Raw genomic sequence first — 18,674 nt, 5'->3', positions numbered from 1 at the left:
ATGCATATTCGCAAGGAAACGTCTGAAGACGCCGCCGAAATCCGTCACCTCACGGATGAGGCATTCCGCACCGTGGCTTATAGCAACCAGAAGGAAGGAGAGATCGTTGATGCGCTTCGCGCTGCAAAGGCGCTCACTCTGTCGCTGGTTGCCGAAGATAAGGGCGAAATTCTGGGTCATGTCGCATTCTCGCCCGTCCTGATCGGTGGCGAGGACAAGGGCTGGTACGGGCTTGGCCCTGTTTCGGTCCGTCCAGACCGGCAAGGCGAGGGGATCGGCGGCAAGCTGATCCGTGAGGGCCTTGCGCAATTGCGTGCGGCTGGAGCTAAAGGCTGCGTTCTTCTGGGTGATCCCGGCTATTATGGTCGTTTCGGCTTCAAGGCCGATGCGCGGCTGAAACTGCCGGGTGTGCCCGCGGAATATTTCCAGTGTCTGGCCTTCGGGGCCGATATGCCACAGGGCGATGTCGCCTATCATGCCGCATTCAATATATAAAAAAGGGCCGGGAAACCGGCCCTTTTCATTCAGTACTGTTAAGGCCACTTCACCACGGGCGGCATGGAAGACAGGATGGAATTCACATTGCCACCGGTCTTGAGGCCGAAGATCGTGCCGCGATCGTAAAGCAGGTTGAACTCGACATAGCGGCCACGACGGATGAGCTGTTCGTTGCGATCCGCGTCGGTCCAGTCCTTGTTGAAGTTCTGGCGCACGAGATGCGGATAGACGACCGAGAAACCGCGTCCCACGTCGCGCGTATAGGCAAAATCCGCATCCCAACCGCCTTTTTCGTCCGGCGAATGCAGCCAATCATAGAAGATGCCACCGGTGCCACGTGGTTCATTGCGATGCGGCAGGAAGAAATACTCGTCGCACCAGTCCTTCACGCGTTGATAGTCGACGATGTCCTTGTGCTTCTCGCAGATGAAACGGAAAGCCTTGTGGAAGGCGAGTGTATCGGGATCGTCCTGCGTGCGGCGGTTGTCCAGAACCGGCGTCAGGTCGGCACCGCCGCCGAACCACTGGCGCGTGGTCACGACCATGCGCGTGTTCATGTGGACGGCAGGCACATTCGGGTTTTGCGGATGGGCGATGAGCGAAATGCCGCTCGCCCAATAACGCGGGTCTTCCTCTGCGCCGGGAATCTGCTTGCGGAATTCCGGCGAGAACTCGCCATAGACCGTCGAGACATGCACCCCGACCTTTTCGAAGACACGGCCATGCATGATCGACATGACGCCACCGCCGCCACGGCCTTCGTCCTTCTGCCAGGGCGTGCGGACGAAGCGTCCGGGTTCGCGATCCGAAAGTGGGCCCTGCAATTCATCTTCAAGTTGTTCGTAGCTTGCACAGATACGGTCGCGCAGTTCCTCGAACCAGCGCTGTGCCGCCTGTTTCTTCTCTTCGATGTCTGCGGGGATGATTGCTGGAATTTCGTCGCGTTGCATTGTCTGTTTCCTTCCGGCGCGGTTTGCCGGATCGCTCGGCGGTATCAGGCAGCCAAGGGTAAATGGATGAACTATTATTTCTTGGCTTATCAAAGTCCGCTGCAGGCGCAAAGCACGAAGCGCGCGATCACAGGGTAGTATAGACCCTCTCCCCAAGAAAAGACTCGTCTTTGTAGACCCGCTCCCCTATCTTTCTCTACCTAGGGTTTGGAAGTCATTCATTTCCGGTTTTGCCGGGAGGGCATAGCATGACAGCAGCACCGCCCCGTCCACCGCTCGAAGGCTTGCGCAAGCAGCTGCAGAAGAGTCGCGCCCAGAAAGGCCTGAAGCAAAGCCGGATGCCGCGCGACGGTTTCGTTCGCGAGACATTCACCCTGCCGAGGCTGGCGGCACGTGAAAAAGCGCGTGAATGGTTCGAGACATTCCCGAAAGCGGCCTACTGGACGGAAATCGAGAGCTGGTGCGAGCGCCCGGATGACGTGATCGAGTTCACCATGCGCCGGCTGGCGACTGCGGATTAGCGAACTGGTTCAGCCTAGCGGCTTAATTCAATGAATCGAGATTCGAATTAGGACATTGTAAAAACGCCCCGCGGCAGAAGTCCGGGGTGCTTTCAATTTTGGGTTGTTATATCGTAACCCGTTTTGTCTCACGTTGAAAGTTGGGTTTCAACGTGAGCCTGTTCGAGACGATCTAAACGAAGTTCTAGAATTTTACTTTCAGGCCAGCTGATACAGTTGCTGCCTGAAGCGAAGCGCCAGCGCCATCTGACGCGAAGCTCATCGTGCTGTCGGCGTGATCGAAAATTTGGGTGTCGCCTCTCATTTTCATGTGCTTTTCAAACCCGGCAGTGACGTAAAGGCTTGTTTGTTCGTTAAACGAATAGGAAGCGTTGGCTTGAAGTTCAAAGAATGGCGCTCTGTTAAATGTGTCAATGAAATGCAGATCGCGTAGCCAGTGATCGTCGAGATCTTTGCCGGAAACAGTGAGGCCAGCACGTCCAAGGGCACTGAACGACCATCGATCCACATTGGTGGTCCATTCGGAGCCAATGAAGAGTGCAGGCAAGCGCTGCTCGTAACTTATTACCTTTCCATCGGGGAGTGTGCTTGTGGTGTCACGAAAACCTTTTGAACTGTAGACGTAATCACCGCCCGAGGCCGTCCATTTCACATTCGTATATTTAAATCCGCCATGAATATTCAATGTATTCTGCGGGTTGATAACGAAGTTATGCCCTAGGGCGACGTCAAAATTGATGTAACGGTCCAAATCGGTTTCGCTTTGAGAGTGATCTGTCCAGTTGTTAAAGTCGTATCCGCTGAAACCACTCGCGTCGGAAAGCCAGTCATAATCGTGTAAATTTCCGCTCCCAGTCAGACCGACCTTCAAGTTTCCTGAAAATGTAAGGTCAGAACCAATGTCTGCTGTTATCTTGCCGCTTAAAACTGGCATCTGAGACTTCCAGATAAGATGACTTATTCTGTTGTCTTGGTCATATACTATTTCGTCGGCCTTGATCCAGGAGTATCCTATGCCGCCAGAAAATGTATAATTTATATCTGTGGTTTTTTTATTTGAAATATCTGCCGAAATGGCATTGCTGCAGTTCAAAGAATATAAAAAAACAAAGAATATAAGTTTCTTCATTATTTAGCCCCATATCAATTAGAGTGTAATTTGAGATGGAGTAATTTTTATAATACTTTGAATCAACCGCTTGTTTGAGCTGGCAATTTTTATTCAAAAAACTGCCAGCTCAATGATTGGAGTTTTATTTCCCTGCAGTCTGCGGTGCTTTTTCCCACGCTTTCCAGTTCTGGATGATGCTGTCGGCATAGGCCTTTCCGACGCGATAGGCGTTGGTCGTGGCGAGCGGGAAGCCGCCGGAATTTGCGGCAAGCGATTCAGCAGCCGTCTGGTCCTTGCCCTGACGGTCGAAGTTCGACGCGGTGCGCAGCAATGCGATGCGGTTGAAATCGAGCTTGCCAGCGTCGGCAGCCCGTTTCAGCGAGGTCAGTGTGGCATTGTCTTCCATCTGTGAGGTGCAGTAGTCGGCCTTGCCGTCGGTCAGAAGCTTCGACCATTCGGTCATGGCTTCGCCGAGCTTCGCGCCGTGCCAGTAGGTATCGCCCGAAGCCGTATCGCAGATTGTGACCTTTGGTGCGCCAGTCGCCGCTTCCTGCGTGTAGTGCTTGCGGTATTCCTTCGCTGCGTCGCTATCGAGAAGTTCGATGCCCTTGGTTGTTGCCAGTGCGTAATCGGCCAGCTTGCCGTTCAGTTCGAAGACTTCAGTGCCCGCAGCCCATTTCGGCTTTTCGCCGGGCTTTGCAGCCCCGAGGCCGAAAAAGTCCGTTGGCCAGCCTTCCGGTGCTTCCCGAATGTCGATGCGGTGGTTCAGATTGGCATCGACGGAATATTTTGCCCAATGCGCCGATCCGAGTGTGCCGTGCTTCGGGTCGACACCGGCAATGCCAGCGATCAGAAAATAGGTATGCGAGAGGTCGAGCTTGTCGCTCAGCGCCATAGCCGCCGTCGCGCTTGCGGCATTGGCGAAGCCCATCGCCGTCGTTATGTGGCAGAGGCCTTCGGCGGTGCAGTCGATCTCTGGATATTCGGGGCTCAGGCCGGGCAGCTTGATCTTCTGCGTGAATTTTTCGCCTTCAAGCCATGGCTTGGCTTCTTCGCCGAACATGGTGATGACCATCACCTTTGGCGCGATGGGCGAAGCCTCCTTGGCGAAAGCCGGAGCACTTGCCAGCAGTGAAGCGGCGGAAGCAGCAAGAGTGAGTGTACGAACAGACAGGTTCATGGACGAAGCGAGCCTTTCAGACCGGATGGGGCGGGGGTGCTTTGCGAAGCCGGTCCTTTCGCGAAGCGCAATTCTGGCGTTGTCATTCCTGTCGGAGGGAATCGACCTTGTCCCTCCGCTGGCGCAGAGCTTCGCCTGCCGTCATCGCAACCGAAACCGCAAGATTTAGCGATCTCGCGCCGGGCATCATCGGGATCAGAAGCCGTGCATCGGCGGAATTGTGGACATTGTCGGGAACGCCCGACGACTCACGCCCGAAGAGCAGAATGTCATTTTCCTGAAACCGATAATCCGTATAGGGGATCGCTGCCTTGGTGGACAGCAACACGATCCGGCGCTTGGCCTGCAGGCGCCAGTCTTCGAAGTGGTGCCAGTCCGCATGGCGAGTGAGGGTTGCCTGTTCCAGATAGTCCATGCCGGCGCGCTTCAGGGACCGGTCGGAAATGTCGAACCCGGCAGGTTCGATCAAGTCGACCGCGAAGCCGAGGCAAGCGGCCATACGCAGGATGGTTCCCGTGTTGCCGGGAATGTCGGGCTGGTAAAGTGCGACGCGCAGTTCCATATGATGCGGGTAACGCGAAATGCAGATTGCCGCAAGCACCGAAGGCGGCAATAGCCGGAACATCAACAGCTCCGGTGTCGTGATTTCTACAGAAAACATCTGTAGAAATATTCCCGTTTTGTTCCTCTTCCGTCTTGGCAATTCTTCCGGGACCACCTAAAAGGTGCACCATGTTCAGATGGTTTGAAAAACGACTCGAAGCTTATCCCGAAGAACCGCCGCGCGAGCCCCCGCGCGGACTGGTAGCCTTTTGCCTTTATTATACCCGCGGCGCCTGGCCGTGGATCATCGGCATGGCGATCTTCACCACGCTCATCGCCGTGATCGAAGTGTCGCTCTTTGCCTTCATGGGCAATATTGTCGACTGGCTGTCACATCAGTCGCGCGAGACATTTCTGAGCAATGAAGGCTGGCGGCTTGCGCTGATTGCTGGTGTTGTTCTGGTCGTCCTTCCGGGCGTAGTATTGATCCATTCGCTGCTTATCCACCAGACATTGCTCGGCAATTATCCGATGCGTGTGCGCTGGCTGATGCACCGTTACCTGATCCGCCAGTCGATGGCTTTCTTTCAGGATGAGTTTGCCGGGCGCATTTCAACCAAGCTGATGCAGACTGCGCTCGCCGTTCGTGAAACGGTGATGAAGCTTCTGGACGTGCTCAACTATGTGATCGTCTATTTCGCGGGCACGCTGTTCATTGCAGCGTCCGCGGACCTTGTCCTGATGATCCCGTTTGCCGTCTGGCTCGTCGTCTACATCATATTGCTGCGTGTTTTCATCCCGCGTCTGCGCGTGATTTCGGAACAGCAGGCCGATGCGCGTTCATCGATGACGGGACGTATCGTTGACAGCTACACCAATATCGCAACCGTGAAGCTTTTCTCGCATTCAAGCCGGGAAGAATCATATGTGAAGGAAAGCCTCGATGGCTTCCTCGGTACCGTGCATCGGCAGATGCGACTCATCACGTTGTTTCATTTCACGCTCTATATGGCGAACTGCATTCTGCTGTTTGCGGTGGGTGCAATCGGCATCCAGCTCTGGATGAATGAAGCGATTTCCGTCGGCGCCGTTGCTGTGGGCATCGGCCTGGTTCTGCGCCTCAACGGCATGTCGCAGTGGATCATGTGGGAAATGTCGGCCTTGTTCGAAAACATCGGCACGGTTGAAGACGGGATCACGACGATTGCGCGTTCGCATGAGGTCGTGGACGTCCCCAATGCACCGGCATTGCAGGTGACCAGAGGCGAACTCGACTTCGACAAGATCGGCTTCCATTACGGCAAGGGCAAAGGGGTTATCGAAAATCTCACGCTCACGATCCAGCCGGGCCAGAAAGTGGGCCTGGTTGGGCGGTCCGGTGCTGGCAAGTCCACGCTGGTCAATCTGCTGTTGCGCTTCTACGATCTGGAGAAGGGCCGCATTCTGATCGACGGGCAGGACATTTCCAAAGTCACGCAGGATTCGCTTCGCGCCAATATTGGCATGGTGACGCAGGATACCTCGCTTCTGCATCGTTCGGTTCGTGAGAACATCATGTATGGGCGGCCGGATGCCACCGAAGAAATGCTCCAGCAGGCCATTCGTCTGGCGCAGGCCGACCAGTTCATTCCGCTGCTGACCGATCCGAAGGGACGGCAGGGGCTGGATGCGCATGTTGGTGAACGCGGTGTCAAGCTTTCCGGCGGACAGCGCCAGCGCATCGCCATTGCGCGTGTGATGCTGAAGGATGCGCCGATCCTCATTCTGGACGAGGCGACCTCGGCGCTCGATTCGGAAGTCGAAGCAGCCATTCAGGATAGTCTCAACACCTTGATGGAAGGCAAGACCGTGATTGCCATCGCGCACCGCCTTTCCACCATTGCGGCACTTGATCGTCTGGTGGTGATGGACAAGGGGCGCATCGTCGAAGATGGCACGCATGAGGAACTTGTGGCGCTCGGCGGCATTTATGCAAGTCTATGGGCCCGCCAGTCCGGCGGTTTCCTCGGCTTCGATGAAAATCCCGAGGATGCGCTGGCACAATAAGGACAGAAGCCATTGATGAAAGCGGTTTACAGCCTGTTCGAACGTTGGGTCGATCCCTTTCGTGAACCGGACCGGCTGAGACCGCCTTCAACGACGCTCGGCTTTCTGTGGCATTATGCGAGGCAAGCGAAATGGCCGCTCGCCGTTTCGCTTGCGGTTGGCGGATTGCTGCCGCTGGTCGAGGCGGGCCTGTTCTATTTCACAGGCAGGCTGGTCGATATTCTCGATCAGGCGGGGAAGGGTGGCGTCGAACGAAGCTGGTCGGCGCTTTTGCAGGCGGCAGGGCCAGAGCTTCTGTTCATGGGCATAACCGTCCTTGTAATCCGCCTCGTCGTGACGGCGATCAACACGCTGCTGGAAGACCAGACCTTGTCGCCGGGTTTCTACAATATGATCCGCTGGCAGGCGAACTCCTATGTTCTCCGCCAGTCCTATGCCTTCTTCCAGAATGATTTTGCCGGGCGCATTGCCACCAAGGTCTGGCAGGCGGGGCAGGCGGCAGGCGATCTCATTGAAAGTCTCATTCAGGTCGTCTGGTTCATGGCGATCTACAGCATCACCACGCTGTTTCTGGTCGGTCGGCTCGACTGGCGGCTGGCAGTGGCGGTAGTCCTTTGGATCATTGCCTTCGGCTTCATCGCCTGGCGCTATCTGCCACGCATCCGCAAGCACGCCGAGGCTTCTGCCGAGGCGGGATCGATGATCAACGGGCGTATTGTCGACAGCTATTCCAATATTCAGACGATCAAGCTCAATACCGCCGATGACGATGAGCGCTATCTGCGTGACGGTTTCGAGCGGTATCTCGGCGCAATTCTTCCGTTCATGCGTTCACTCACCGGCGTTCGTGTTTCGCTCACCGCACTTTCCGGCCTGATGATCGTGACGGTTGCGGCGATTGCCATCGATTTGTGGACGCGCAATGCCATCACGGTCGGGCAGGTGTCGTTCACACTTGGCCTCGTGCTGCGCCTCAATATGCTCCTTGGCCGTCTCATGATGCAGCTCAATGGCATGCTGCGCCAGCTCGGACTGATCGAGAATTCCATGCGGCTGGTTTCTGCTCCGCTTGGTCTTGAGGATAGGCCCGGTGCCAAACCCTTGCAGGTGACAAAGGCGCGTATCGATGTTCAGGACGTCACGTTCCACTACGGCAAGGCGGCGGGCGTTCTCGACAATATCAACCTCACTGTGCGCGGTGGTGAACGCGTCGGTCTCGTCGGGCATTCCGGGGCGGGCAAGTCTACCCTCGTAAATCTCATCCTGCGCCTCTACGATGTCGAGAAAGGCGCGATCCTCGTGGACGGGCAGGACATTCGCGACGTCACCCAAACCTCGCTGCGTCGGGCGGTCGCGGTCGTCAGTCAGGAAACTGCATTGCTGCACAGGTCGCTGCGCGACAACATCATGCTGGCGCGCGACGATGCGACCGACGATGAACTGCTGCAGGCAGCACGTCAGGCCGAAGCCGATGGGTTCATTGCCAGTCTGGAGGATTTCCAGGGGCGGCGGTCGTTCGATGCCTTTGTGGGCGAGCGCGGCGTCAAGCTTTCCGGCGGGCAGCGCCAGCGCATTGCTATCGCTCGCGCTATTTTGAAGGACGCACCAATCCTCATCCTCGATGAGGCGACTTCCGCACTCGATTCGGAGGTCGAAGCTTCGATTCAGGAGAATTTGAAACGTCTTATGGATGGCAAGACGGTAATTGCGATTGCTCACCGCCTTTCCACCATCGCAGCGCTCGATCGTCTCGTTGTGATGGATCAAGGCCGCATCGTGGAGGAGGGAACGCATGACGAACTTATCGCCTGCGGTGGCATCTATGCGGGACTTTGGGCCCGCCAGTCGGGCGGTTTCATAGGGAGGAACGGAGAAAGCTGAAAGCTTTCCACTGTCTGTAATGCGTTATCGCTTTGCTGTGCATTCCCTGAATTGAGCAAGCAAATCCGCCTGCGACATCGTGCCGTCATAAGGGGTTGGTGTCTGGACAAGCGATTTTTACGCGCATAAACCGGATAGTGAAATGGAGGGAATTTCGTCCTGTGAGCACTTGCAGGACTACTTTTGCGCAAGTGCAAAAGAGGACGAGGGGAGAGTTCAATTGAACATGCAGGTTGAAAAGGAATTGGCACGTGAGCGCACACGACACGGCTGAGCCGACACGGCGTGATTTTTTGTATATTGCGACGGGAATGGCCGGTGTCGTCGGAGTTGGCGGACTGGCCTGGCCGTTTATCGACCAGATGCGTCCGGACGCTTCGACACTCGCGGCTGCGTCCATCGAGGTTGATGTTTCGTCCCTGACGGAAGGAGCATCACTAACTGTCAAATGGCGTGGTAAGCCGGTTTTCATTCGTAACCGCTCCGCCAAGGAAATCGAGGATGCCAAGACAACCGCTCTTGGTGATCTCAAGGATCAGAACGCACGCAACGCCAACCTCGCAGCGGATGCGCAGGCGACCGATGTCGCCCGCTCGGCAGGCGAGGGCAAGGAAAACTGGCTGGTGATGATCGGCGTGTGTACCCATCTGGGTTGCGTGCCGCTCGGTGAATCCGGTTCTTTCGGTGGCTGGTTCTGCCCATGCCATGGCTCGACCTATGACACTGCCGGACGTATCCGCAGTGGTCCGGCTCCGGAGAACATGCACATTCCGCAATATGCGTTCGCTTCCGATACGGTCATCAGGATCGGCTAACAGGTCTTGGGGAGAGAAGACATGAGTGGTGGACACTCCACATACACGCCGAAGACCGGCATCGAAAAATGGGTGGACGAACGGCTTCCCTTGCCACGTCTCGTCTATGATTCCTTCGTGGCCTATCCGACGCCGCGTAACCTGAACTACATGTACACTTTTGGTGGCATTTTGAGCTTCATGCTCATTTCGCAGATCCTGACCGGCGTTGTGCTGGCCATGCATTATGCTGCCGATACGGGCATTGCGTTCAATTCCGTCGAGAAGATCATGCGTGACGTCAACTCCGGTTGGCTGCTGCGCTACATGCACTCCAACGGTGCATCCTTCTTCTTCATTGCCGTCTATCTCCATATCGCTCGCGGTCTCTATTACGGTTCCTACAAGGCGCCGCGCGAGCTTCTGTGGATTCTGGGCGTGGTGATCTTCCTTCTCATGATGGCTACCGCCTTCATGGGCTACGTGCTGCCATGGGGCCAGATGTCCTTCTGGGGTGCGACGGTTATCACCGGCTTCTTCACGGCTTTTCCGATCATCGGCGAACCGATCCAGCAGCTTCTGCTGGGCGGCTTTGCGGTCGACAATCCAACGCTCAACCGCTTTTTCTCGCTGCACTATCTGCTGCCGTTCATGATTGCCGGTGTCGTCATCCTGCACGTCTGGGCGCTGCATGTGACGGGTCAGACCAATCCGACCGGCATTGAAGTCAAGTCCAAGACCGACACGCTGCCGTTCACGCCTTATGCGACCATCAAGGACGCTTTCGGCGCGCTCGTCTTCTTCGTGTTCTTTGCCTACTTCGTCTTCTACATGCCGAACTTCCTCGGTCATCCGGATAACTATATCCCGGCCGATTCTCTGAAGACACCTGCTCACATCGTTCCGGAATGGTACTTCCTGCCGTTCTACGCGATGCTGCGCGCCATCACCTTCAACATCGGCCCGATCGACTCGAAGCTCGGCGGCGTTCTGACCATGTTCGGTTCGATCGCAATCCTCTTCGTCGTGCCGTGGCTCGATACGTCGAAGGTTCGTTCGGCTGTCTATCGTCCGTGGTTCAAGCTGTTCTTCTGGCTGTTCGTGATCAACGCCATCTTCCTCGGCTGGCTGGGTTCGCGTCCTGCGGAAGGTTCCTACGTCTTCATGGCGCAGCTCGGTACGCTCTACTACTTTGCTTTCTTCATCATCATCATGCCGGTCATCGGCCTGATCGAAACGCCGAAGCGTTTGCCGAACTCGATCACCGAGGCGGTTCTGGAGAAGAGCGGCAAGGCCGGGGTTACCCCCGTGGAAATCCCTGTTGAAACTCGGGGCTGAACCAGCGAGAGAGATGAAGGACGTAACAATGAAAAACATCCTCAAGAATTTCGCTGCCTTCGGTATTGCTCCGCTGGTCGCGCTTGGTATCGCCCTGGGTGGTGCCTCGGCTGAGGAAGGCGGCAATGCCGCGGAGCCGGAACATTTCCCGATCCACCATCCCAAGCAGGAAAAGTGGAGCTTTGCCGGTCCGTTCGGAACCTATGACAAGGGACAGCTTCAGCGTGGCCTGAAGGTCTACAAGGAAGTTTGTTCGGCCTGTCATTCGATGAATCTGGTGGCGTTCCGCACGCTGGAAGGTCTCGGCTACTCACCGGAGCAGGTCAAGGCATTTGCCGCTGAATATGAAGTGCAGGACGGGCCGAATGCGGATGGCGAAATGTTCACCCGCAAGGCGATCCCGACTGATCACTTCCCGGCGCCATTTCCGAACGCGAACGCAGCTGCGGCCGCGAACAACGGGGCAGCTCCTCCGGACTTCTCGCTGATCGCGAAGGCTCGTGGTGTTGAACGCGGCTTCCCGACCTTCATCTTCGACATATTCACGCAATATGCCGAAGCAGGTCCGGACTACATCCATTCACTGCTGACCGGCTATGATGAACAGCCACCAGCGGGGATGCATATTCCGGAAGGGACGCATTTCAACCCATACTTCATCGCCGGCAAATCGCTGGCCATGGCAAAGCCGCTGAGCGACGACCAAGTCACCTATGACGATGGTTCGCCGCAAACGGTGGATCAGTATGCACGCGACGTTTCGGCATTCCTGATGTGGGCTGCAGAGCCGCATCTGGAAGATCGCAAGCGGACCGGTTTCCGGGTCATCATATTCCTGATCCTTTTTGCCGGTCTGGTTTATGTCGCCAAGCGTTCGATCTGGTCGGATGTTAAACACTGACAATAGATCAACCTGAATTAAAAGATGGGCGCAGTGGGCGCCCATTTTTTTTGTGCTGGAACTGGAAGATCAGCCTTGCCACAATTAGACCATGAAAATGACCGTGCGTCGCCGCAATGTTCTTGGCAGAAATGGGCGGTTTCTTTTGCAATTTGCCCGTTTGAGGGTGTAAAGGTCCTTGGTCCCAACTTTGCCTTGATTAACTTGACCGGCCCGCAGGCCGCCTGAAAGGATGGAAAATGGAATCCGGATTTAAAGCCAGCTTGAAGGATGCGATCCGCACCATTCCGGACTATCCCAAGCCGGGCGTCCAATTCCGTGACGTGACGACGCTTATGGGCGATGCGCAGGCATTCCGTCGTTCCGTCGATGAGCTGGTCTATCCCTATGCAGGCAACAAGGTCGACAAGGTAGCGGGCATCGAAGCACGTGGCTTTATTCTCGGCGGCGCAATCGCGCATCAGCTTTCGGCTGGTTTCGTACCGATCCGCAAGAAGGGCAAGCTGCCGCGCGATACAGTGCGCATTGCCTACAGCCTTGAATATGGCATCGATGAAATGGAGATGCATCGCGACGCGATTGAGAAGGGCGAACGGATCATTCTGGTGGACGATCTGATCGCCACGGGCGGAACGGCGGAAGCGGCAGCGAAGCTTCTGCTTCAGATGGGCGCAGAGATCGTCGCAGCCTGCTTCATCATCGACCTGCCGGATCTCGGCGGACGCAAGAAGCTGGAAGCTCTTGGCGTGCCGGTCCGCACGCTCGTGGCCTTTGAAGGCGACTGAGAATACGAAAAAGCCCGGACATTGCTCCGGGCTTTGTTATTTCAGGCATCAGCCTTGGGCGGCAGTTTCACCATCGCCGCATTGTCGAAGGACAGCACCTCTTCGCCATTCTGGTTATGGGCGCTCGTCGTCATAGTCAGCATCGACCAGCCGGGGCGGGAGGCGAGCGGCCTTATGGCGTGGACCAGGCGCTTGTAGGTGATCGTATCTCCGGCATAGACGGGCTTCGACCATTTCAAGTTTTCAAAGCCGGGTGAGGGGCCGAATGTCGGCGGCGTCTCGCCGCGTTTCAGAGCTTCCTTCGTTGCCTTGACGATGGAAGCGACATTGAGCTTCATGAACACTGCAGTGGTGTGCCAGCCGGAAGCGCAAAGTCCGCCGAAGACACTCTTCTTTGCCGCTTCGCTGTCCAGATGGAACGGCTGCGGATCATATTTCCTGGCGAAATCGATGATTTCCTCGGCAGTAAACGTATAGCTGCCGATGGCGAGGTTCTGCCCGAGATTTTCTTCCAGGAAACTCATGACGCCCCTCCTGCCGTCGCATCGTGATCGCGGCGCAGCATCATGCATGGATGCTGCATTTCGCACACGCTCTCACCACGCTGATTGAACAGTTCATGGTGGAACGTCACCAACCCGATGGCGGGGCGCGATTTGGAAATGCGCTTGTCCTTGATGGTCGTCACACCATTCAGCGTATCGCCCGCAAGCACGGGGCGTTTCCAACGCGTGAATTCGACGCCGGGACCGCCCTGTGACGTTGAGTTTGTAAGATAGGCATCACAGACCATGCGCATGATGAGGGAGGTGGTCTGCCATCCCGATGCCGCCAGCCCGCCGAGCACGCTCGCCTTGCCTGCTTCCTCATCAAGATGGAACGGCTGCGGATCGAACTCGCTGGCAAACTCGATGATTTCTTGCTTGTTGATCGTACGAGGACCGAAGGGAAGGGTCATTCCCGGCTCCATATCCTCATAAGCATATTTAGGCAGAGGCTTGCTCACCCTCGATCTCCTCCGAGTAGGCATAAAGAAAAGGCCGCCGGTTTTCGGCGGCCTGAACGTATCAGGTATTGAAGCGGAACAGCATCACATCGCCGTCATGGACGATGTATTCCTTGCCTTCGTCCCTTGCCTTGCCGGCTTCCTTCGCTCCGACTTCGCCATTGTATTTGACGTAGTCTTCATAGGCGATGGTCTGGGCGCGGATGAAGCCGCGCTCGAAATCGGTATGAATGACACCGGCAGCACCGGGAGCCTTGGTGCCGCGCCGGATTGTCCAGGCGCGGGTTTCCTTCGGTCCTGCGGTGAAATAGGTGATGAGGTCGAGAAGCTTGTAACCGGCGCGGATCAGGCGGTCGAGGCCCGGTTCCTCAAGGTCCATGCTTTCCAGATATTCCTTGGCTTCCTCATCGGGAAGCTGCGCAACTTCCGCTTCGATTGCAGCCGAAATGATGACCGTCTGGGCACCCTGTTCCTCGGCCATCTTGTCGACGGCAGCGCTATACTCGTTGCCCTTGGCCGCATCGCCTTCAGCGACGTTGCAGACATAAAGAACCGGCTTGGAGGTGAGAAGGTTCAGGCCCTTCAGCGTCAGCAGGTCTTCTGCGGCAATATCCTTCAGCATCAGGCGGACCGGCTGGCCGTTCTGAAGCAGTTCGAGTGCTGCTTCCATCACCGGCAGAATGGTGAGGGCTTCCTTGTCCTTGCCGGTAGCGCGCTTGCGGATCTGCACGATGCGGCGCTCGATGCTTTCGAGGTCCGACAGCATCAACTCCGTCTCAACCGTCTGGGCGTCCGATACCGGATCGATACGACCTTCGACATGGGTGATATCGTCATCCTCGAAGCAACGCAGCACATGCACGATGGCATCCACTTCGCGGATATTGGCGAGGAACTGGTTGCCGAGACCTTCACCCTTCGATGCGCCGCGCACGAGGCCGGCAATATCAACGAAGTTGATGCGGGTCGGGATGATTTCCTTCGAACCGGCAATCCGGGCGATATCGTTCTGGCGCGGATCGGGAACCGCCACTTCGCCCGTGTTCGGCTCAATGGTGCAGAACGGATAGTTTGCGGCCTGTGCGGCGGCCGTTTTGGTCAGCGCGTTGAAAAGCGTCGACTTGCCAACATTTGGCAGACCGACGATGCCGCATTTGAAACCCATGATCGTACCTATCAGACTAGAATTCTATTGTTGTGGCTATGCGTCATCGGACCGTGAAGCGTCAAGAGGCGGAGGCGTCGCGCCCTTGGGAACGGCTTACTTTTACGCATTCTCCCATGCAAAACCGCTTCGCACTTTTGCTGGAAATGCTTTAGTCCTTTTTGCCAAGCAGCTTTTTCAGCATTTCAGCCATCGGGCCGCTGGCAGGAATATTCGGCTTCTTCTGGTTCTGCCGCGCCTGGCGAATATGGCTCTGCGCCTTTGGTGGCGCCTTTTCCAGTTGTGCGGGATCGGCCTTGAAACCGCTGGGCCGTTGATTGCCGTCGCCCATGGCGAGCGCAATGCGGTTCATGAAGCTGTTGTCTTCGCCCTTGGCGGCAAGCAGGCCCACATTGTCGGCAATAGCGCCCAGGAGCGTATCCAGCCATTCATTGTCGGCCTTGGCGAAATCGCCGAGGACATAGTTATGCACGAGTTCCTTCGCACCCGGATGGCCGATGCCAAGCCGCATGCGGCGATAATTCTGGCCGCCGGGGAAGGCCTGCATATGCGCGTCGATGGATTTGATGCCGTTATGGCCGCCGGAGCCGCCGCCGGTCTTGATGCGCAGCTTGCCGGGAATGAGGTCGAGTTCGTCATAAATCACGACAAGATCGGCAGGTGTCAGCTTGTAGAAGCGCATGGCTTCGCCGATGGACTGACCCGAAAGGTTCATAAAAGTCTGCGGCTTGACCAGCAGCACTTTTTCGCCGTCGATCACACCGTCGGCAATCTCGGCCTGAAACTTCTTCTGCCAGTTGGAAAAGCGATGGCGGCGGAATATTTCATCCGCCGCCATGAAACCGATATTGTGCCGGTTATGCGCATATTTGGGGCCCGGATTGCCAAGACCTGCAATGAGCAGCATGGTTCAGAGCCCCTTCTGTAGCGCTTCCCGAAAAGTGGGAACCGGTTTTCGGATAAGAAGCGCGTTAGCGCTCCTGTGCGGAAAGCGATTATTCGCCGTCCTTGGCTTCTTCTTCTGCAGCGCCTTCCGAAGCAGCTTCTTCCGACTTCAGGCCGGCAGGAGCAGCAATCGTGGCGATGGTGAAGTCGCGATCCTGGATGGCAGCGGTCACGCCCTTCGGCAGCTTGATCGCCGAAATGTGGACGGAGTCGCCGATTTCGAGGCCGGTCAGGTCGAACTCGAGTGCTTCCGGAATTGCATTGGCCGGAACGATCAGTTCAACGTCGTGACGAACGATGTTGAGAACGCCGCCGCGCTTGATGCCCGGAGCTGCTTCTTCGTTCTTGAAGTGAACAGGAACATTCACGTGGACGACCGACTTCGCGGAAACGCGCAGGAAGTCGACATGCTGCGGGAAGTCACGGACCGGATCCAGCTGGTAGTCCTTCGGGAGGACCTGAATCTTCTTGCCGTCTACTTCGATCGTGGCAACAGTGGTCTTAAAGCCACCGCCATGAATCTTGTAGAAGATCTCCTTGTAGGAGACGGCGATTGCGAGGGGTTCCTGCTTGTCGCCATAGATGACTGCAGGAATCTGGCCGTTGCGACGCAGTTCGCGGGAGGACCCCTTACCAACCCGGGTACGCAGATCGGCCTTGAGCACGTAAGTCTCGCTCATGGCATTTCCTTTCGATGTTACTGGAGTGTCGCTCGCTGTATAGTCTGCGCATGATCTTGTCCGAAAACCGGTTTCCACTTTTCGGGATCATGCTTCAACAAACGACATGAAACAGCCCGTATTGTCTGTCACAAGGTGAAAGACCGGACCGCTCCATTCCGCGTTGCCTCCAAGGGTGTCTACGCGGATGGCGCTGGCTATAGACCATAGCGTGCGGCGGCGCAAGTTTTTTGGATTTGCCTTACACGGGAGGGCAACGGGCCATAGTTGAAAAAACGATCTCGATGGCCTATATTCGGATCGGTAGCTGAAGCGCGAACTCCAGCTACCGTGTTCTTAGCTAAAGAAATGTACCCGCACTGTGGCTTGCCAGCTGGTGCGGGTTTTCTTTATTCTAAGCGTGAATCTAATGGGTATTAACCACATAGAGTCCACCTCCGAATAGAGGGCAAAGCCTATGCCTAGGTCGGAGCGGCTCATCCTCCCCGACGCGCCCGCTGGCTGGACGCTTGCTGCTTTTGCCCCCTGTTTGGATAGCTATCAAAACTTCAGGTTGAAATCTACCGCCCGGCATCTGTGGGCATCTGTCTTAACGGGTGGCGATGACGACCGCAAAAGTGTTAAGCGAATGCCTGATCGACCGCAGGCTTGGCCGTGCGAGTCGTTTGTTCCTGCTATGTTGAAACAAGGAGGCGAGATGCAGGTCGGTATCGACATGGGTGCAGTTGCTGGAAGCGGTTCTGCCTCGGCAGCGGCGCTTGGCGGTGGCAAGCAGGCCATGCTTGATCTTGAGGAGCTTCTCGCCACGCGTCTGCTCGTGCAGGGCAATTCCGGCTCCGGCAAATCGCATCTTTTGCGCCGCCTTCTGGAACAGAGCGCGCAATGGGTGCAGCAGTGTATCGTCGATCCGGAAGGCGATTTCGTCACGCTGGCCGATCTTTATGGCCATGTCGTCGTTGATGCCGCCCGCACCGAAGCCGAACTGACCCGCATTGCCGGACGTATCCGCCAGCACCGTGTTTCGGTGGTGCTCAATCTGGAAGGGCTGGACGTCGAGCAGCAGATGCGCTCCGCTGCGGCTTTTCTTGGCGGTTTGTTCGATGCCGAGCGCGACTATTGGTATCCGATGCTCGTGGTTGTGGATGAGGCGCAGCTTTTTGCGCCTGCCGCCGCCGGTGAAGTGTCGGATGAAGCGCGCAAGCTTTCGCTCGGCGCGATGACCAATCTCATGTGTCGCGGACGAAAGCGCGGCCTTGCGGGGGTTATCGCTACGCAGCGACTGGCGAAGCTTGCCAAGAACGTTGCAGCTGAAGCTTCGAACTTCCTCATGGGGCGTACATTTCTCGATATCGACATGGCGCGCGCCGCTGATCTTCTGGGCATGGAGCGCAAGCAGGCGGAAATGTTCCGCGATCTGCAGCGCGGACATTTCGTGGCGCTTGGCCCCGCATTGTCGCGTCGTCCATTGCCGATCAAGATCGGCAAGGTGGAGACATCGGCGCGGTCTTCATCGCCGAAACTGATGCCACTTCCTGATGCGCCGGAAGATGCGCTCGACCTCATCTTCACGCCTGCGCCGCAGGAAATCCGTGCTGCCGTGCGCAGAGCGCCGCCGCCTCCACCGCCGCCATCGACGGCGGAGATTCTGGCGCAGGTAGCAAAGCCGAAGCCCGAAGCCGAACCGGCACAGGAACCTTTGTTCCCCGGCATGGTGGAAGCCGAACGGGATGAGCTCCTCGAAAAGGTCATGCGCGAGATCGTGGACGATCCGGAAGCGTCGTTCCGGTCCGTGGCCGTGCTTTATCAGGACTTTCTGGTGCGCTGTCGCATTCACCGCGTTCCGGGCGAACCGCTGGCTCTCCCTGCCTTCCGCCGCAGGCTGGCGGTGGCGCAGGCCAGCATTGAAAGCGATGTGGCCAGTGGCGAAACATGGCAGCAGGCGCTGTCCCTGTCGGAAAGCCTCACCGACGATGTGCAGGGCGTGTTCCTGATCGTTGCGCAGGCGGCTGTCACCGGCGCGCCTTGCCCGTCCGACGCAGCGCTGGCGCGCGCCTATGGCACGCACTCGTTCAGTCGTGCCCGGCGTCTGCTGACCTATTTTGAAGAACGCGGACTTCTGGTTGTGCGCAATGATTTCAAGGGAATGCGTATCGTCAATTTCCCCGATCTCGCCTGCGAAACGGCACCGGGCGACCCGAATGCGCCGGATGAGCTGGCGGAAGAAGGCGCTGCGGCTGAGTAAGCTGTGAAAACTGTCATGAACCTGTAATGATCCTCGCCGACAGCTGCACTACAGTTGCATTCTTCGTGATGCCGGGCTGCAAAGAGCA

At 56.8% G+C, this 18,674-nt stretch carries 18 protein-coding genes; 9 read left to right on the top strand and 9 right to left on the bottom strand.

The features are described from left to right. Nucleotides 1-495: an N-acetyltransferase gene (locus KWJ32_RS13845; RefSeq protein ID WP_094513989.1), complete on the top strand. Its 495-nt coding sequence runs from the start codon at nucleotides 1-3 to the stop codon at nucleotides 493-495. 38 nt (nucleotides 496-533) lie between these two features. Here the strand turns inward: KWJ32_RS13845 and hemF are convergent, their stop codons facing one another. Continuing rightward, on the bottom strand, nucleotides 534-1,448 hold the full coding sequence (gene hemF, locus KWJ32_RS13840; RefSeq protein WP_151610225.1) for an oxygen-dependent coproporphyrinogen oxidase: 915 nt from the start codon (nucleotides 1,446-1,448) through the stop codon (nucleotides 534-536). 248 nt (nucleotides 1,449-1,696) lie between these two features. Here hemF and KWJ32_RS13835 point away from each other — a divergent pair, with 248 nt between their 5' ends. Further along, nucleotides 1,697-1,969 carry a hypothetical protein gene (locus KWJ32_RS13835; RefSeq protein ID WP_010659602.1) on the top strand — a complete coding sequence of 91 codons (273 nt, stop codon included), beginning with the start codon at nucleotides 1,697-1,699 and terminating at the stop codon, nucleotides 1,967-1,969. A gap of 184 nt (nucleotides 1,970-2,153) precedes the next feature. On the opposite strand, the gene KWJ32_RS13830 is transcribed toward KWJ32_RS13835, so the two are convergent. The 3 genes from KWJ32_RS13830 to KWJ32_RS13820 form a co-directional block, all read right to left on the bottom strand. Continuing rightward, nucleotides 2,154-3,098 (bottom strand): omptin family outer membrane protease, encoded by a 945-nt coding sequence (locus tag KWJ32_RS13830; RefSeq protein ID WP_231771194.1) that lies wholly within the window; start codon nucleotides 3,096-3,098, stop codon nucleotides 2,154-2,156. A gap of 124 nt (nucleotides 3,099-3,222) precedes the next feature. Further along, nucleotides 3,223-4,260 carry a purine nucleoside permease gene (locus tag KWJ32_RS13825; RefSeq protein WP_094513986.1) on the bottom strand — a complete coding sequence of 346 codons (1,038 nt, stop codon included), beginning with the start codon at nucleotides 4,258-4,260 and terminating at the stop codon, nucleotides 3,223-3,225. Between the two features lie 82 nt (nucleotides 4,261-4,342). Beyond that, nucleotides 4,343-4,822: a tRNA (cytidine(34)-2'-O)-methyltransferase gene (locus KWJ32_RS13820; RefSeq protein ID WP_010659606.1), complete on the bottom strand. Its 480-nt coding sequence runs from the start codon at nucleotides 4,820-4,822 to the stop codon at nucleotides 4,343-4,345. A gap of 170 nt (nucleotides 4,823-4,992) precedes the next feature. On the opposite strand from KWJ32_RS13820, the gene KWJ32_RS13815 reads away from it, so the two are divergent. The 6 genes from KWJ32_RS13815 to KWJ32_RS13790 all read left to right on the top strand — a co-directional run bounded on the left by KWJ32_RS13815 (nucleotide 4,993) and on the right by KWJ32_RS13790 (nucleotide 12,548). Then, nucleotides 4,993-6,849 carry an ABC transporter ATP-binding protein gene (locus KWJ32_RS13815; RefSeq protein ID WP_012091659.1) on the top strand — a complete coding sequence of 619 codons (1,857 nt, stop codon included), beginning with the start codon at nucleotides 4,993-4,995 and terminating at the stop codon, nucleotides 6,847-6,849. A 15-nt stretch (nucleotides 6,850-6,864) separates the two neighbouring features. Further along, a complete protein-coding gene (locus tag KWJ32_RS13810) occupies nucleotides 6,865-8,730 on the top strand; it encodes an ABC transporter ATP-binding protein (protein WP_012091660.1) in 1,866 nt (621 codons plus the stop codon). Nucleotides 8,731-8,981: 251 nt separating this feature from the next. Beyond that, nucleotides 8,982-9,545: a ubiquinol-cytochrome c reductase iron-sulfur subunit gene (gene petA, locus KWJ32_RS13805; RefSeq protein ID WP_010659609.1), complete on the top strand. Its 564-nt coding sequence runs from the start codon at nucleotides 8,982-8,984 to the stop codon at nucleotides 9,543-9,545. Between the two features lie 21 nt (nucleotides 9,546-9,566). Continuing rightward, the gene (locus KWJ32_RS13800) at nucleotides 9,567-10,862 is read left to right on the top strand and encodes a cytochrome b N-terminal domain-containing protein (RefSeq protein ID WP_010659610.1); all 1,296 of its coding nucleotides are present in this window, start codon (nucleotides 9,567-9,569) and stop codon (nucleotides 10,860-10,862) included. Between the two features lie 28 nt (nucleotides 10,863-10,890). Next, a complete protein-coding gene (locus tag KWJ32_RS13795) occupies nucleotides 10,891-11,763 on the top strand; it encodes a cytochrome c1 (protein WP_012091661.1) in 873 nt (290 codons plus the stop codon). 239 nt (nucleotides 11,764-12,002) lie between these two features. Further along, a complete protein-coding gene (locus tag KWJ32_RS13790; protein WP_010659612.1) occupies nucleotides 12,003-12,548 on the top strand; it encodes an adenine phosphoribosyltransferase in 546 nt (181 codons plus the stop codon). Between the two features lie 41 nt (nucleotides 12,549-12,589). On the opposite strand, the gene KWJ32_RS13785 is transcribed toward KWJ32_RS13790, so the two are convergent. The 5 genes from KWJ32_RS13785 to KWJ32_RS13765 all read right to left on the bottom strand — a co-directional run bounded on the left by KWJ32_RS13785 (nucleotide 12,590) and on the right by KWJ32_RS13765 (nucleotide 16,344). Further along, nucleotides 12,590-13,072, bottom strand: a complete 483-nt coding sequence (locus KWJ32_RS13785; protein WP_012091662.1) for a MaoC family dehydratase — start codon at nucleotides 13,070-13,072, stop codon at nucleotides 12,590-12,592. Continuing rightward, nucleotides 13,069-13,554, bottom strand: a complete 486-nt coding sequence (locus tag KWJ32_RS13780; RefSeq protein ID WP_012091663.1) for a MaoC family dehydratase — start codon at nucleotides 13,552-13,554, stop codon at nucleotides 13,069-13,071. The genes KWJ32_RS13785 and KWJ32_RS13780 overlap by 4 nt, the downstream gene beginning before the upstream one ends. 61 nt (nucleotides 13,555-13,615) lie before the next feature. After that, on the bottom strand, nucleotides 13,616-14,719 hold the full coding sequence (gene ychF, locus KWJ32_RS13775) for a redox-regulated ATPase YchF (protein WP_010659615.1): 1,104 nt from the start codon (nucleotides 14,717-14,719) through the stop codon (nucleotides 13,616-13,618). Between the two features lie 151 nt (nucleotides 14,720-14,870). Further along, nucleotides 14,871-15,626, bottom strand: coding sequence for an aminoacyl-tRNA hydrolase (gene pth / locus KWJ32_RS13770; RefSeq protein WP_010659616.1), 756 nt, complete (start codon nucleotides 15,624-15,626; stop codon nucleotides 14,871-14,873). An 88-nt stretch (nucleotides 15,627-15,714) separates the two neighbouring features. Next, nucleotides 15,715-16,344 (bottom strand): 50S ribosomal protein L25/general stress protein Ctc, encoded by a 630-nt coding sequence (locus KWJ32_RS13765; protein ID WP_010659617.1) that lies wholly within the window; start codon nucleotides 16,342-16,344, stop codon nucleotides 15,715-15,717. Nucleotides 16,345-17,041: 697 nt separating this feature from the next. Here KWJ32_RS13765 and KWJ32_RS13760 point away from each other — a divergent pair. Then, nucleotides 17,042-18,586: an ATP-binding protein gene (locus KWJ32_RS13760; RefSeq protein WP_012091664.1), complete on the top strand. Its 1,545-nt coding sequence runs from the start codon at nucleotides 17,042-17,044 to the stop codon at nucleotides 18,584-18,586. The last annotated feature ends 88 nt before the right edge of the window (nucleotides 18,587-18,674 follow it).

This window comes from Ochrobactrum sp. BTU2, from assembly GCF_024539785.1.
Classification (GTDB): domain Bacteria; phylum Pseudomonadota; class Alphaproteobacteria; order Rhizobiales; family Rhizobiaceae; genus Brucella; species Brucella anthropi.
This window is presented reverse-complemented; position numbering and strand designations above follow the sequence as displayed.

Coding starts and splice junctions, on each gene's coding strand:
- KWJ32_RS13820 (WP_010659606.1), bottom strand. CDS start 4,822: ATGGAACTGCGCGTCGCACTTTACCAGCCCGACATTCCCGGCAACACG.
- KWJ32_RS13795 (WP_012091661.1), top strand. CDS start 10,891: ATGAAAAACATCCTCAAGAATTTCGCTGCCTTCGGTATTGCTCCGCTG.
- hemF (WP_151610225.1), bottom strand. CDS start 1,448: ATGCAACGCGACGAAATTCCAGCAATCATCCCCGCAGACATCGAAGAG.
- KWJ32_RS13800 (WP_010659610.1), top strand. CDS start 9,567: ATGAGTGGTGGACACTCCACATACACGCCGAAGACCGGCATCGAAAAA.
- KWJ32_RS13815 (WP_012091659.1), top strand. CDS start 4,993: ATGTTCAGATGGTTTGAAAAACGACTCGAAGCTTATCCCGAAGAACCG.
- KWJ32_RS13785 (WP_012091662.1), bottom strand. CDS start 13,072: ATGAGTTTCCTGGAAGAAAATCTCGGGCAGAACCTCGCCATCGGCAGC.
- KWJ32_RS13835 (WP_010659602.1), top strand. CDS start 1,697: ATGACAGCAGCACCGCCCCGTCCACCGCTCGAAGGCTTGCGCAAGCAG.
- KWJ32_RS13810 (WP_012091660.1), top strand. CDS start 6,865: ATGAAAGCGGTTTACAGCCTGTTCGAACGTTGGGTCGATCCCTTTCGT.
- pth (WP_010659616.1), bottom strand. CDS start 15,626: ATGCTGCTCATTGCAGGTCTTGGCAATCCGGGCCCCAAATATGCGCAT.
- KWJ32_RS13845 (WP_094513989.1), top strand. CDS start 1: ATGCATATTCGCAAGGAAACGTCTGAAGACGCCGCCGAAATCCGTCAC.
- KWJ32_RS13830 (WP_231771194.1), bottom strand. CDS start 3,098: ATGAAGAAACTTATATTCTTTGTTTTTTTATATTCTTTGAACTGCAGC.
- KWJ32_RS13760 (WP_012091664.1), top strand. CDS start 17,042: ATGCAGGTCGGTATCGACATGGGTGCAGTTGCTGGAAGCGGTTCTGCC.
- ychF (WP_010659615.1), bottom strand. CDS start 14,719: ATGGGTTTCAAATGCGGCATCGTCGGTCTGCCAAATGTTGGCAAGTCG.
- KWJ32_RS13825 (WP_094513986.1), bottom strand. CDS start 4,260: ATGAACCTGTCTGTTCGTACACTCACTCTTGCTGCTTCCGCCGCTTCA.
- KWJ32_RS13765 (WP_010659617.1), bottom strand. CDS start 16,344: ATGAGCGAGACTTACGTGCTCAAGGCCGATCTGCGTACCCGGGTTGGT.
- KWJ32_RS13790 (WP_010659612.1), top strand. CDS start 12,003: ATGGAATCCGGATTTAAAGCCAGCTTGAAGGATGCGATCCGCACCATT.